The 12,330-nt window shown below is 70.2% G+C and carries 15 protein-coding genes; 7 read left to right on the top strand and 8 right to left on the bottom strand.

The features are described from left to right. Positions 1-2: 2 nt before the first annotated feature. The 5 genes from BM417_RS02660 to BM417_RS02680 all read right to left on the bottom strand — a co-directional run bounded on the left by BM417_RS02660 (position 3) and on the right by BM417_RS02680 (position 3,692). Entirely contained in the window at positions 3-476 is a 474-nt protein-coding gene (locus BM417_RS02660) for a DUF6346 domain-containing protein (protein WP_093588100.1), read from the bottom strand. After that, a complete protein-coding gene (locus BM417_RS02665; RefSeq protein WP_093588101.1) occupies positions 473-1,477 on the bottom strand; it encodes a hypothetical protein in 1,005 nt (334 codons plus the stop codon). The genes BM417_RS02660 and BM417_RS02665 overlap by 4 nt, the downstream gene beginning before the upstream one ends. Then, positions 1,474-1,776, bottom strand: coding sequence for a hypothetical protein (locus BM417_RS02670; protein WP_093588102.1), 303 nt, complete (start codon positions 1,774-1,776; stop codon positions 1,474-1,476). Before BM417_RS02670 ends, BM417_RS02665 begins: the two co-directional genes overlap by 4 nt. Beyond that, positions 1,773-2,270: a YbaB/EbfC family nucleoid-associated protein gene (locus tag BM417_RS02675; protein ID WP_093588103.1), complete on the bottom strand. Its 498-nt coding sequence runs from the start codon at positions 2,268-2,270 to the stop codon at positions 1,773-1,775. Before BM417_RS02675 ends, BM417_RS02670 begins: the two co-directional genes overlap by 4 nt. A 72-nt stretch (positions 2,271-2,342) precedes the next feature. Continuing rightward, a complete protein-coding gene (locus tag BM417_RS02680) occupies positions 2,343-3,692 on the bottom strand; it encodes a replication-associated recombination protein A (protein ID WP_093588104.1) in 1,350 nt (449 codons plus the stop codon). Positions 3,693-3,729: 37 nt separating this feature from the next. Between BM417_RS02680 and BM417_RS02685 the strand changes: the two genes are divergently transcribed. From BM417_RS02685 to BM417_RS02710, 6 genes are all read left to right on the top strand, one after another. After that, positions 3,730-4,308, top strand: coding sequence for a uridine kinase family protein (locus tag BM417_RS02685; protein ID WP_245821633.1), 579 nt, complete (start codon positions 3,730-3,732; stop codon positions 4,306-4,308). A gap of 70 nt (positions 4,309-4,378) precedes the next feature. Continuing rightward, the gene (locus BM417_RS02690) at positions 4,379-5,383 is read left to right on the top strand and encodes a hypothetical protein (RefSeq protein ID WP_093588106.1); all 1,005 of its coding nucleotides are present in this window, start codon (positions 4,379-4,381) and stop codon (positions 5,381-5,383) included. Beyond that, positions 5,370-5,969: a DUF4129 domain-containing protein gene (locus BM417_RS02695; protein ID WP_093588107.1), complete on the top strand. Its 600-nt coding sequence runs from the start codon at positions 5,370-5,372 to the stop codon at positions 5,967-5,969. The genes BM417_RS02690 and BM417_RS02695 overlap by 14 nt, the downstream gene beginning before the upstream one ends. Then, positions 5,966-6,997 carry a DUF4350 domain-containing protein gene (locus tag BM417_RS02700; RefSeq protein ID WP_093588108.1) on the top strand — a complete coding sequence of 344 codons (1,032 nt, stop codon included), beginning with the start codon at positions 5,966-5,968 and terminating at the stop codon, positions 6,995-6,997. The genes BM417_RS02695 and BM417_RS02700 overlap by 4 nt, the downstream gene beginning before the upstream one ends. Then, positions 6,994-7,956: an AAA family ATPase gene (locus BM417_RS02705; protein ID WP_093588109.1), complete on the top strand. Its 963-nt coding sequence runs from the start codon at positions 6,994-6,996 to the stop codon at positions 7,954-7,956. The genes BM417_RS02700 and BM417_RS02705 overlap by 4 nt, the downstream gene beginning before the upstream one ends. A 1-nt stretch (position 7,957) precedes the next feature. After that, positions 7,958-9,247: a DUF58 domain-containing protein gene (locus BM417_RS02710; protein WP_093588110.1), complete on the top strand. Its 1,290-nt coding sequence runs from the start codon at positions 7,958-7,960 to the stop codon at positions 9,245-9,247. On the opposite strand, the gene BM417_RS02715 is transcribed toward BM417_RS02710, so the two are convergent. Beyond that, entirely contained in the window at positions 9,244-10,251 is a 1,008-nt protein-coding gene (locus BM417_RS02715; RefSeq protein ID WP_093588111.1) for a stage II sporulation protein M, read from the bottom strand. The genes BM417_RS02710 and BM417_RS02715 overlap by 4 nt on opposite strands. A 19-nt stretch (positions 10,252-10,270) precedes the next feature. Here BM417_RS02715 and BM417_RS02720 point away from each other — a divergent pair, with 19 nt between their 5' ends. Continuing rightward, on the top strand, positions 10,271-11,002 hold the full coding sequence (locus BM417_RS02720) for an RDD family protein (RefSeq protein ID WP_245821634.1): 732 nt from the start codon (positions 10,271-10,273) through the stop codon (positions 11,000-11,002). On the opposite strand, the gene BM417_RS02725 is transcribed toward BM417_RS02720, so the two are convergent. Both BM417_RS02725 and BM417_RS02730 read right to left on the bottom strand, forming a co-directional pair. Then, the gene (locus BM417_RS02725; protein ID WP_322788932.1) at positions 10,999-11,856 is read right to left on the bottom strand and encodes a phosphotransferase; all 858 of its coding nucleotides are present in this window, start codon (positions 11,854-11,856) and stop codon (positions 10,999-11,001) included. The genes BM417_RS02720 and BM417_RS02725 overlap by 4 nt on opposite strands. Before the next feature lie 44 nt (positions 11,857-11,900). After that, a complete protein-coding gene (locus tag BM417_RS02730; protein ID WP_093588114.1) occupies positions 11,901-12,317 on the bottom strand; it encodes a nuclear transport factor 2 family protein in 417 nt (138 codons plus the stop codon). Positions 12,318-12,330: the final 13 nt, after the last annotated feature.

A 12,330-nucleotide genomic window follows, 5' to 3' on the forward strand; every position in this document is an offset into this window, starting at 1 on the left:
AGCTACGCGATGCTTCCCGATCGCCCGACGGATTTCTTCGGCATGTGCTTGCGGCTCAACGACCACAGCATCGCGGCCATCAGCAGGATCCAGCCGATGACGGTCCCGGCCAGCGCGAGCCCGGCGAGGTTCGGGTAGCGCTTGGTGTCGGAGTCGGCCACCAGGTTCCGGCCGTTGTGCGTGGTGGCGACCGGAACCGGGACACCGATGTGGTCGGGGGTGAGAAAGCCCCGCGACTCCATCGTGCGTGACGGCCCGCCGCGCGCGCTGACGTCGACCTGGCAGATGTACCAGGCCTTGAAGCCACCGGTCAGCGTGATCGGGTCCTGCCGCTCGCACGACCTCGCCACCCCGACGAGGGTGCTGGTGCCGCCGGCTTCGATCTGGTCGCCCAGGTGGGTCCAGACCGTGGCCGCCGTGAGGTACCCGAGCGGCGGCATCACGAAGAAGACGAACAGGAATCCGAGGAGCTTCATCCACCCTGCTTCTGTTCGGGCTCCGAGTCGAACAGATCGCCCGACTGACTGTCGAACACCTTGCCCGCCTCCTTGCCCAGGTCGACACCCAGCTTCGGCACGGAGTCGGCGGGCGCGGACTTCACCCCGTCCACGACGTGCTTCTTCGCCTCGCTCACCCCGTGCTTCACCGCGTCCAGGTTGGTCGCCTTGCTGACGATGGCGTTCGCCACGTAGAAGTTCGTCACCCCGCTGCGCGCACCGCTGGAGAGCTTGGTCAGTGCGTTCATGGCACCCTGGAAGACGTTCTCCAGCTTGCCGAACAGGCCGGTGGCGTTGCTGAACGCCTTGGAGAGCTTCTTGCACCAGCCCAGGGCCTTGTTCGCGTATTTGACGGCCGTGGCGGTGCATTCCGCGATCGCGCCCGCGACACCCGCACCGAACGCGGCCATGGCCGGGGCCCACCGAATGCAGATGCTGATCAGTTTGCCGACGGCTTCGGAGATCAGGTCGCGGACGATGCCCCGCACCACGTTGAGGATGGTCTTGCAGACGTTGACGAGCACGGAGATGCCCTGCGCGCCGGTCGCGACGGAGCCGTACGTGTCGGCCTTGTCGACACCGAACCGCTCGTACGCCCGGAACTCCTCGCCGGTCCACTGGCCGGTGTCGGTCTTCACCCACTGCCTGAGGTCGGTGGAGACCTGTTCGACGTGGTTGGCGATGTTGCCCCACGTCTTCGACATCGAGTCGAGCTGTTGCTGGTCGCCGGTGAGCCAGTCGAGCGGCTCCCGCAGGAACGGGACGTGCTCGATCAGCCAGCCGAAGCCCGCGCCGATCAGGCCCGCGAGCGGGTCCGCCAGGAAGCCCGCCACCCCCGTCGCGCCGCCCGCCGCGTTCATCAGGCCCTCGGCCCAGTTGCCCTGGCTGATGGCGGAGAACGTCTCGGCGGCGTCGTGCGCCAGGCCGAGGCCCTCGGTCGCCTTGGTCTGTTCGCCTGCGACTTTCAGCGGGTTCGTCATTTCCGGTGCGTCCCGTCGAGGTTCGTGGCCTGGGCTTGTTCGTTCGACTTGATGTGCAGCGCCATGTCGGCGAACTCGCGGTAGTGCGCGACCGCCGAGTCCGAGGCCTTCTCGATGGCGTTGGCGGCCAGGGCCGACGCGCCCGCGCAGATGCCCGCGAGCGGCATGCCCAGCAGGCCGAACGCCGTCGCGTCCATGGTCGCGTTCGCGGACGTGACCGCGGTGTTGATGCGGGCGCCGATGTCGTCGAGCTTGCCCAGGTGCGCCTTCATCTCGGCTTCGTCGCTGGCGTGGTTCATCGCAGGTACCCGCCGTCGCCGAAGTCCTCGTCCTCCTCGGGCGGACGGGGTGCGCGGGGCGGGCGCGGGACCGGCGGGTGGTCGTCCTCGATCTGGCCGAGGGCGGACTGCGGCGGGCCCCACGACGGGCGTTCGGGCTCGACGGGCGGCGCAGCGCTGCGGAGCTTGTCCATCATCATGTGCATCGCCTCGGAGTCCGCGCCCATCAACGGCGTCATGGCCTCCTGCACCGTCGACGCGACACGTCCCTGCGCGGCCTGCACGACCCGCAGCACCTCGCGGCCGACCGTGTCGCCGTCCTTGCGCTGCAAGGCGTTGCCGAGCCGGAGGTCCACCAGGTTGCCGGCGTCGTTCACCGTCACCGAGATCTGGCCGTCCGCGCTGCGTTCGGTCACCCGCAACGTCGCCAGCGTCTCGCGAATCGCGTCGCTGCGGCGTTGTGCCTCGGCGAGCGTCCCCTCGTAGTTCGCGAGGATCCGGTCAGGATCTGTCATCGTCGCCCCCGGTGTACGCGTAGTCACCCAACGCGACCGGATACTAGTCCGAACAGAGCAACGCCACGCGGGCTACTCGCCCCGGATCACCCGGCGCAGCCGGGGCAACCGCTCCGCCACAGCGCGTTCGTTGCCGCGCCCGGTCGGCTCGTAGTAGTCGCGCCCCACCAGGTCGTCCGGCGCGTACTGCTGCGTCAGCACGCCCTCCGGCACGTCGTGCGGATACCGGTAGCCCTGGGCGTTGCCCAGCTTCGCCGCGCCCGCGTAGTGGCCATCGCGCAGATGTGCGGGCACGGAACCGATGGCGCCCTTGCGGACGTCCTCGACGGCAGCGGAGATCGCGGTGGTGACGGCGTTCGACTTCGGCGCGGTGGCGAGGTGGATCGTGGCCTGCGCGAGGTTCAGGGTGCATTCGGGCAGGCCGATGAGCTGCACGGCCTGAGCCGCCGCCACGCACGTCTGCAGCGCCGTCGGGTCGGCCATGCCGATGTCCTCGCTGGCGTGGATCACCAGCCGGCGCGCGATGAAGCGGGGGTCCTCCCCCGCCTCGATCATCCGCGCGAGGTAGTGCAGGGCCGCGTCGACGTCCGAGCCGCGGATCGACTTGATGAACGCCGAGGTCACGTCGTAGTGCTGGTCGCCGTCGCGGTCGTAGCGCACCGCCGCCTTGTCCACAGTGGACTCCAGCAGCGACAGCGTGATCACGCCCTCGTTCGACGCCAGCGCCGAGTCCGCCGCCGCCTCCAGCGCCGTGAGCGACCGGCGGGCGTCGCCACCGGCCAGGCGGATCAGGTGGTCCTCGGCCTCGGGTTCCAGCACGACGGAACCACCCAGGCCGCGTTCGTCGGACACCGCGCGCTTGATGACCGAGCGCACGCCGTCGTCGGTCAACGACTTGAGCTGCAACACGAGCGAACGCGACAGCAAGGGCGACACGACCGAGAAGAACGGGTTCTCCGTGGTGGCCGCGACGAGCAGCACGATCCGGTCCTCGACCGCGCCCAGCAGGGCGTCCTGCTGCGTCTTGGAGAACCGGTGCACCTCGTCGATGAACAGGACGGTCGACTCACCGGAGCGGACCAGGCGGCGCCGGGCCTCGTCGATGACCGCCCGCACCTCCTTGACTCCGGCCGACAGGGCCGACAGAGCGACGAACCGGCGTCCGGTCGCCTTCGACACCAGCGTCGCGAGAGTCGTCTTGCCGGTGCCGGGAGGGCCGTAGAGCATCACGGACGCCGGTGTGGCGCCCTCGACCAGGCGGCGCAACGGGGCGCCCGGCCCGAGCAGGTGGTCCTGGCCGACGACCTCGTCCAGCGTGACCGGACGCATCCGCACGGCCAGCGGGGCGTTGGCCGCGATGCGCTCGGCCTTCTCCTCGTCGGACGCGCCGAAGAGGCCCTCGTCGAACAGACCTTCGCTCATGCGTTCGAGCCTAAGTCATGTGCGAGGATCGCGTTCCGTGCCCATCCCTCGTGCCGTGCTGCTCGCCGGACCCTCCGGCTCAGGCAAGTCGACACTCGCCGCCCACCTCGGCTGGCCCGTGCTGCGCCTGGACGACTTCTACCGCGACGGCGACGACCCGCTGCTGCCCCGCGACGAGCACGGCAGGGCCGACTGGGACGACATCGGCTCGTGGAACGCGGACAAGGCGCTCCAGGCGATCATCGAGCTGTCGGACAACGGCCGGGTCGAGGCGCCGGTCTACTCGATCAGCGAGGACCGCGCGGTCGGCACGCAGACGATCGAGCTCGGCGACGCGCCCGCGTTCATCGCGGAGGGGCTGTTCGCGGACCTGCTGGTCCAGGGCGCGCGGGAGGCGGGGGTGCTACGGGACGCGATCGTGCTCGCGCCGAGTCCGCCGGTCACGTTCGTGCGCCGGTTCGCCCGCGACGTCGCCGAGGCCCGCAAGCCGGTGCCGACGCTGGTCAGGCGCGGGTTGCGGCTGATGCGCGAACAGCCGCAGGTGGTCAAACGGTGCGTCAGCGCAGGCATGCGGCGCACGACACCGGCCAAGGCGCGGACCGAGCTCGTTTCGTGATCGCGTTCGCCAGTGGCGGTGGTGCTGATCTGGCAGGATGCCGCTCACACCACGACCGGGGGTAGCCGAGATGTCCGAAACGCCCGGCTGGTCCTCACCGGACCAGCCATCGAACCAGCCGCAGCAGCCGGGGCAGCAGCCGCCTCAGTACGGCCAGCAGCCCGGCTACAACGCCCCTCCGCCGCCCGGAGCGGGACCGACGATCAAGCCCGGCGTGATCCCGCTGCGCCCGCTGGCGGTCGGTGAGATCGTCGACGGCGCCATCACGACGATGCGCCGCTACCCGAAGCTGATCATCGGCGCGGCCGCCATCGTCGCCGCGGTCACGCAGATCCTCGGCCTGCTGGTGCAGCTGCCGTTCCTGGACGACCTCACCGCCGTCGTGACGCTCGACCCGAACTCGGTGACGCAGGAACAGGCGATCGACCAGTTCACCAGCGCCATCACCGGTTTCCTCACCGGCACGCTGCTCAGCGTCTTCCTGCTGCTGCTCGGCACCGTGTTCCTGTCGGGCTTCATCACCGTCATCGTGGGCCACGCCGTGCTGGGCAAGCCGGTCACGTTCGCGCAGGCGTGGGAGGAGTTCAAGCCGCGGCTGCTCCCGCTGCTCGGCGCGACGCTGCTCTCCGGTCTCGTGATCACCGTCGGCCTGATCCTCTGCATCGTGCCCGGCGTCTGGCTGTGGGTGTTGTTCGCGCTGGTCACGCCCGCGCTGGTGCTGGAGCGCTGCGGCGTCACCACCGCGTTCGGCCGGTCGAAGAAGCTCGTGGACGGCGCCTGGTGGCGGACGTTCGGCATCCTGCTGCTCACCGTCGTGATCGGCTGGGTGATCAGCTGGATCATCAGCCTGCCGTTCGGCCTGCTGGGCGCGGCGACGACCGGTTTCTCGTCCGACCCCACGGCGGCGCTGAGCATCGGCTCGCTGATCCTGTCGACCATCGGCGCGATCATCGCCTCGACGATCACGCTGCCGTTCAGCTCCGCGGTGACCGTGCTGCTCTACGTCGACCGCCGGATGCGTTCCGAGGGCATGGACATCGAACTCCAGCGGGCCGCAGGGCATGGCGGTATCTGACGTACCGGTAGATCTCGGCCGCGACGAGGCTCGGGAGGCGGCCGTCCGGGAGCTCAGTGACCCGGCGTACGTCTCCGACGACCCGAACCCGCTGCAACGCGCCATCGACTGGATCCTCGACCGCCTCGGCGAGCTCTTCGCCGGGGCGGGTGGCATGAGCGGGTTCACCGCGATCGCGATCATCGTGGCCGTGGCGGTGCTGATCGTGATCATCATCAGGCTCCGCGTCGGGCGCACAGGCCGTGTGCTGCGATCGGGCGGCACGGTGTTCGGTTCGACCGTCCTGACCGCCGCGCAGCACCGGGCCGCCGCCGAGAAGGCCGCGGCCGCCGGTGACCTGGCCGAGGCCGTGCGCGAACGCTTCCGCGCGGTGGTGCGCGAACTGGAGCAACGCGGCGTGCTCGACGCACGGGCCGGCCGCACCGTGGACGAGGTCGCTTTCGAGGCGGGCCAGGCACTTCCGGTGCTCGCGGACGACCTGCGCGGCGCGGCGATGCAGTTCGACGACGTCTGGTACGGCGGCAGGCCCGCGACGGTGGAGGGGTATCAGGCGTTGGTCTCCGTGGACGGCAAGGTGAGCGGATGACGGCGGTCTCCCCCGACGCCGGGCGGATCTGGACGGCCGCGCGCGGGCCACTGCTGATCGGCGTGATCATCCTCTTCACCGCCGTCGTGATCACGTTGGTGCGCGGCAGCGGCGAGGGCGGGTCGTTCGACCCCCGCTCGTTCCGGCCGGAGGGCAGCCACGCGGTCGCCGATCTGCTGGAGCAGAACGGCGTGCGGGTCGAGCTCACCGACACCGCGTCCGCTGTGGACGGTGCGACGCTGTTCGTGACGCAGCCGAACCTGATCGACCCGGAACGGCTCGCGGACCTGAGCAGCCGGGCCTCCGCGACCGTGCTCCTCGCGCCCGCCACCGGGGTGGGCCGGCTGGAGCCGGAGACCCGGCAACCGGGCTGCCCGCTGGCGGCCAAGGCGGGTGCGGCGACCACAGGCGGGTTCGTCTACGAGGGCGAACAGAGGTGCTACGACTCGACGCTGGTACGCACCGGCACCGTGACGATGATCGGCTACGGCGGGATCTTCACCAACCGCGACATCGACGAGGAGGGCAACGCGGCGCTCGCGTTGTCGTTGCTGGGCCAGCACGAACGGCTGGTCTGGTACGTGCCGTCGGCGGCGGACAGGTCCCAGCAGAAGTCGCTGACCGACCTGGTCCCGGACGGCTGGAAGTTCGCCGCGCTCCAGCTCGGCATCGCCGCCGTGCTGATCGCACTGTGGCGGGCGCGCAGGCTCGGCCGCGTGGTGCCCGAACGGCTTCCGGTCGTGGTGCGCGCCGCCGAGACCGTGGAGGGCCGCGCTCGGTTGTATCGCCGGTCGCACGCCGCCTCGCACGCTGCTTCAGTGCTGCGCCAGGCGACTCGCGACCGGTTGGCGCCGCTGCTGGGGGTGCCGTTGGGCGACGATCCGTCCGAGGAGATCGCCCGCAGGACTTCGCGTCCCGTCGCCTCGGTGCGGGCGCTGCTGTACGACGAGGGGCCGGTGGACGACCGGGGGCTGGTCGCGCTGGCAACTGATCTGGACGTTCTGGAGGACGAGGTGCGCAAGGGATGACGGCTGTGGTCACCACCGAGGAAGCCCGCACGGCGCTGGTGGCGTTGCGCGCGGAGATCGGCAAGGCCGTGGTGGGCAACGACGCCGCCGTGACGTCGCTGATCCTCGCGTTGCTGTGCAAGGGACACGTGCTGTTGGAGGGCGTACCCGGCGTCGCGAAGACGTTGCTCGTGCGTGCTCTTGCGCGCGCGTTGGACCTGTCCACGACACGTGTGCAGTTCACGCCGGACCTGATGCCCGGCGACCTGACGGGTTCGCTGGTCTACGACTCGCACAACGCCGCGTTCTCGTTCCGCGAGGGCCCGGTCTTCACGAACCTGCTGCTCGCCGACGAGATCAACCGGACGCCGCCGAAGACGCAGGCCGCGCTGCTGGAGGCGATGGAGGAACGGCAGGTCTCCGCCGACGGCAAGACCCGGCCGCTGCCCTCGCCGTTCATCGTCGTGGCGACGCAGAACCCGGTGGAGTACGAGGGCACCTACCCGTTGCCCGAGGCGCAGCTGGACCGGTTCCTGCTCAAGGTCACGATGCCGATTCCCGCGCGGGAGCACGAGATCGACGTGCTGACGCGCCACGCCTCCGGCTTCGACCCGCGCGACCTGTCCTCGTTGCAGCCGGTGGCGAGTGCCGCGCACCTGGAGGCGGGCGGGGCGGCCGTGCGCGCGTTGACCGTGGCTCCTGAGGTGATCGCGTACGTCGTGGACGTGTGCCGTGCGACTCGTCAGTCTCCGGCTGTCCGTCTGGGCGTTTCTCCGCGTGGTGCAACGGCTCTGCTCGCCGCCGCACGCGCGTGGGCGTGGCTCTCGGGCCGTGACTACGTGACGCCGGACGACGTGAAGTCGTTGGCCCGCCCTGCTCTGCGGCACCGCCTGGAGCTGCGTCCGGAGGCCGAACTGGAGGGCGTGACGACGGACGGCGTGCTGGACGGCGTGCTCGGCGCGGTCCAGGTGCCGCGCTGACGTGGCGCTCACGGGCCGCGCGGGCCTGCTCGCGCTCATCGGGGTTCTCGTCGTCGGACTCTTCTTGCCTTCGTGGCAAGGGATTCTCGTCGTGTTCGCTGTTCTTGTGCTGTGCGTGTCGGCCGACCTGTTGTTGGCTGCCAGCGTCCGGCCGTTGACGTTCTCGCGCGCGGGGTCGACCTCTGTGCGCACGGGCGAGCTGTGCTCTGTTCAGCTGACCGTGCACAACCCCGGACGTCGGCTCCATGGCGTTCTTCGTGACGCATGGACGCCTTCTGCCGGTGTGGTCGCCGACCGTGTTGCGGTTGATGTGCCCGCTGGTGGCTCGCGTGCGTTGTCGTTCGAGCTACGGCCGGTGCGTCGCGGCGATCGCACGGCGGACCGTGTGACCGTGCGTTCTCTCGGCCCGTTGGGCATCGCGGCACGGCAAGGCTCGCATGTCGTGCCGTGGACCGTGCGCGCGCTGCCGCCGTTCCACAGCCGCCGCCACCTCCCGCCCCTGCTGGAACGCCTGCGCGAACTGGACGGCCGCCGCGCGTCGTTGATCCGTGGCGCGGGCACGGAGTTCGACTCACTACGCGCGTACGTCATCGGCGACGACGTGCGCTCTATCGACTGGCGTGCGTCGGCTCGTTCGTCGGACGTGGTGGTGCGCACCTGGCGCCCGGAACGCGACCGTCAGGTGACGATCGTGCTGGACACCGCCCGCACCTCCGCGAGCCGGGTGGAGGGCGCCCTGGGCGGCCTGCCGCGCCTGGACACGTCGATGGACGCCGCGCTGTTGTTGTCCGCCCTGGCATCGCAGGCCCGCGACCAGGTGGACTTCCTGGCGTTCAGCACCAAGGTCCGCGCCTCGGTCCCCCGCGCCACGTTGCCCGTCCTGGTGCAGGCGATGGGACCGCTGGAAGCCGAGCTGGTCGAGTTCGACGCCCGTGCCGCCGTGGCCGAGGTCCTCCGCCGCGCCGGCCGCCGTTCGCTGGTCGTGCTGCTGACGTCGCTGGAGCCGTCGATCGAGCACGGCCTGTTGCCGCTGCTGCCGACGCTGGCCTCACGGCACCACCTGCTGATCGCCTCGGTGTCCGATCCGGCCGTGCACGCGATGGCCGCCGGACGGGGCGATTTGGAGGCCGTCTACACGGCTGCCGCCGCGGAGCGCACTCTGGCCGAACGGCGTCGTCTCACCGCTTTGCTCGCACGACACGGAGTCGATGTCGTAGACGCACTGCCCGATGACCTGCCACGCGCTCTCGCGGACCGCTATCTCTCGTTGAAGGCCGCGGGCAAGCTTTAGACGGCGACGGGCGTGACGTCCTCACGCTCGCTCGCGTCCACGTCGCCCGTCTCGCCTTGCTGCGCCGCTCGGCGTCCGATCACGAAGACGTACAACAGGAACAGCACCTCCGCGACCACGCCGATGCCGACGCGCGCCCACGTCGGCAGGCCGGACGGCGTCACGAACCCTTCCAGCACCCCGGAGACCAGCAGCACCACGACCAGCCCGAGTGCCACGGCCACGACCGATCGTCCTTCCGCGGCAAGGGCTTGGGCACGCGTGCGCTTGCCGGGGTCGATCACCTGCCACCCGAGCCGCATGCCGATGCCCGCCGCCACGAACACAGCCGTGAGCTCCAACAGCCCGTGCGGCGCCAACAGCCCGAGGAACAACTCACCGCGCCCCGCACCGAACATCAGTCCGATGCCCACGGCGACGTTCACGGCGTTGGTGAAGAGCAGGTAGATCGGCGGAATCGCGAACAGCACGCCGAGCAACAGGCACGCGGCGGTCATCCAGGCGTTGTTGGTCCACACCTTCGCCGCGAACGACCCGGCGGGATCGCTGGAGTAGTAGGACTCGTACCCGCCGCCGACCTTGGTCATCTCGCGCAGTTCGTCGGGCGCGGCGATGGCGGCCTGCACGTCCGGGTTGGAGGCGATCCACGCCGCGATGATGCCGGTGACCAGGTAGAACGCGACACCGGCCGGCACCCACCAGCGCCAGCCGAGGTAGATGGCGGCGGGCAGCCGATGTGTGAAGAAGCGCGTGAAGACCCGCCAGGCCGGCGTGTGGGTGCCCGTCAGCGCCGACCGAGCCTGCGCGACCAGCGACGACAACCGTTCAACTGTGGCCGGGTCCGGGGTCTGGCTGCGCACGATCGACAGGTGCGTCGTGACGCGCTGGTAGAGCTCGATCAGCTCGTCGGCCTCGGCACCGCTGAGCCGGCCGGACCGTTTGACCAGCTTCTCGAGCCGGTGCCACGACTCGCGGTGGCGATCGATGAACACGTCCAGATCCACGATGAGTCACACTATCCGCGTGGGGGACCTAGTCACCGGTGAAGCCGTAGTTCTGGACCTGCGCGTCGCACAGCTCGCCAGCAGGGCGGTCGCGTTCGCGTTCGACGTCGCGGTGCAGTTCGGCCTGCTGCTGCTCGTGTCGCTGCTGGTGCCGATCGGCTTCGACGACGCGCTGCAAACGGCCCTCGCCCTCTCCCTGACCGTGCTGGTCCTGGTCGGCTACCCCACCGCCGTCGAGTCGCTGTCCCGCGGCCGTTCGCTGGGCAAGCTCGTGATGGGCCTGCGCGTGGTGCGCGACGACGGCGGCGCCATCCGCTTCCGGCACGCCCTGGTGCGCGCGCTCGGCGGCTTCTTCGTGGACTTCTGGGCACTGGGCATGGGCGGCGCCGTCGCACTGTTCGTGTCCCTGTTCTCCCCGCAGGGCAAGCGCGTAGGCGACTACCTCGCGGGCACTGTCGTGATCCACACGCGGGTGCCGAAGCAGCAGGTGGAACTCGCCACGATGCCGCCGCAGCTCGCCGAGTGGGCGTCCGGGCTGGACCTGTCGCAGCTGCCGGACGAGCTGGTGCTGGCGGCGCGGCAGTACCTGAGCCGCTATCACGAGCTGACCGAGCAGGCGCGGTGGGATCTGGGGTCGCGGCTGTCGGACGACGTCGGGGCCGCCATCCGGTCGCCGCGCCTGGAGTACACGCATCCGCATCCGTACCTGTCGGCGGTGCTGGCGGAACGTCGGCGGCGCGCGGCTGGCTAGGCGTTCGCCAGCCGGAGACGTTCGGCACCCTGCTCCCGCACGGCGTCACCGGACGGCGTCGGATCGCCGTGCAACACCTCCCAGCGTGCGTTGTGCACGGCGGTCCACATGCTCCCGGCCCACGCGATCTCCATCTCCTCCACGGAGAACGCACGCCCACGGACCTGCTGGTAGGTCTCGATGAACGCCAGGGAACTCTCCAAAGGCACCCAGCTCGGCGGCGAAGCGTTGGCGAACGCCCCGGAGGCCGCGCCCACCAACGCCGCCTCCGGTTGCCACGCCAGGCTGTCCCAGTCGTGCACGGCCAGCACCGCGCCGTCCTGCCAGCGGAGGTTCTGCGCCTCGAAGTCGGCATGGCCCAGCACGCACGGCAGGTCGGTGGCCAGCAGCCGCGCACGCACCCGAGAAGCCACCTCCACGACGAACGGCGGCACCACGCTCTGGTCCCGCGCGTCGAGGAAGTCGATCACCGGCCACACACCGGGATCCTTGTGGTCCCAACGAGCCCAACGCGGCGACGGCAGCGGCGGTGGGACGGACACGTCGGCCAGCAAGGCCATCAGCGAAGCGAACACGGCCGCGTAGCGCCGGGCGACGTCAGGCGAAGTGCCGAGCAGCATCTCCCCGCCGGGCAACGACTCCTCGGCGTGCACGGCCAGCCCGTCCGCGAACACGACCGGCGTGAGCGGGCGGGGACACGGAAACCCCCGCTCCGCCAAAGAAGCCTGTGCGGCCAGGCACGACACGGCTCGGCCGTCGTCCTCGCGGGCCTTCACGTAGACCTCGCGGCCGTCGTCCAGCAGCAGGCCGAAGACCGAGGAGATCGACACCCGCTCGTACCGCACCTCGGACACCGGACTCCCCAGCTCCGAGATGCACCAAGCAGGCAGATCAAAGGTCATACGCCCAGCAACTCGGTCAGCAGCAACGGGTTCATGTAGTCGTCGTAGCGGACGATCTCGCCGTCGCGCAAGTGGAGGATCGCGACGGCGGTGAACGTGTAGTAGTCCTGCTTCACCTTCGACCAGCCGCGGTGGGTGATCTCGGCGACCGCGACGTCGGGGTCGTTGGTGCGCCAGCACTGGGCTTCCACGCTCTGGATCTCGATCCTGTCCCGCACGGAGGCGCCGCGGACCTGACTGAAGTAGGCGCGGATCTCCTCGCGGCCCTTGATCTCCTCCGGCTGGAAGTGCGTCGGGAAGCGGTAGGCCATGACCCCGTCCTCGGCGAAGAGGTCGGCGAACTGGCCGTGCGTCTCCTCCCCCGCCACCATGCGGCGGACGTGGTCGACGATCTGTTCGGGTGTGCGCGTCATGGCTTCATCCCCA

This window comes from Lentzea waywayandensis, assembly GCF_900115955.1.
GTDB classification, from domain to species: Bacteria; Actinomycetota; Actinomycetes; order Mycobacteriales; family Pseudonocardiaceae; genus Lentzea; species Lentzea waywayandensis.

Excerpts from the sequence above, each read along its gene's own strand:
- BM417_RS02730 (WP_093588114.1), bottom strand. The coding sequence starts at position 12,317 with ATGACGCGCACACCCGAACAGATCGTCGACCACGTCCGCCGCATGGTG.
- BM417_RS02690 (WP_093588106.1), top strand. The coding sequence starts at position 4,379 with ATGTCCGAAACGCCCGGCTGGTCCTCACCGGACCAGCCATCGAACCAG.
- BM417_RS02675 (WP_093588103.1), bottom strand. The coding sequence starts at position 2,270 with ATGACAGATCCTGACCGGATCCTCGCGAACTACGAGGGGACGCTCGCC.
- BM417_RS02695 (WP_093588107.1), top strand. The coding sequence starts at position 5,370 with ATGGCGGTATCTGACGTACCGGTAGATCTCGGCCGCGACGAGGCTCGG.
- BM417_RS02680 (WP_093588104.1), bottom strand. The coding sequence starts at position 3,692 with ATGAGCGAAGGTCTGTTCGACGAGGGCCTCTTCGGCGCGTCCGACGAG.
- BM417_RS02670 (WP_093588102.1), bottom strand. The coding sequence starts at position 1,776 with ATGAACCACGCCAGCGACGAAGCCGAGATGAAGGCGCACCTGGGCAAG.
- BM417_RS02665 (WP_093588101.1), bottom strand. The coding sequence starts at position 1,477 with ATGACGAACCCGCTGAAAGTCGCAGGCGAACAGACCAAGGCGACCGAG.
- BM417_RS02705 (WP_093588109.1), top strand. The coding sequence starts at position 6,994 with ATGACGGCTGTGGTCACCACCGAGGAAGCCCGCACGGCGCTGGTGGCG.
- BM417_RS02660 (WP_093588100.1), bottom strand. The coding sequence starts at position 476 with ATGAAGCTCCTCGGATTCCTGTTCGTCTTCTTCGTGATGCCGCCGCTC.
- BM417_RS02700 (WP_093588108.1), top strand. The coding sequence starts at position 5,966 with ATGACGGCGGTCTCCCCCGACGCCGGGCGGATCTGGACGGCCGCGCGC.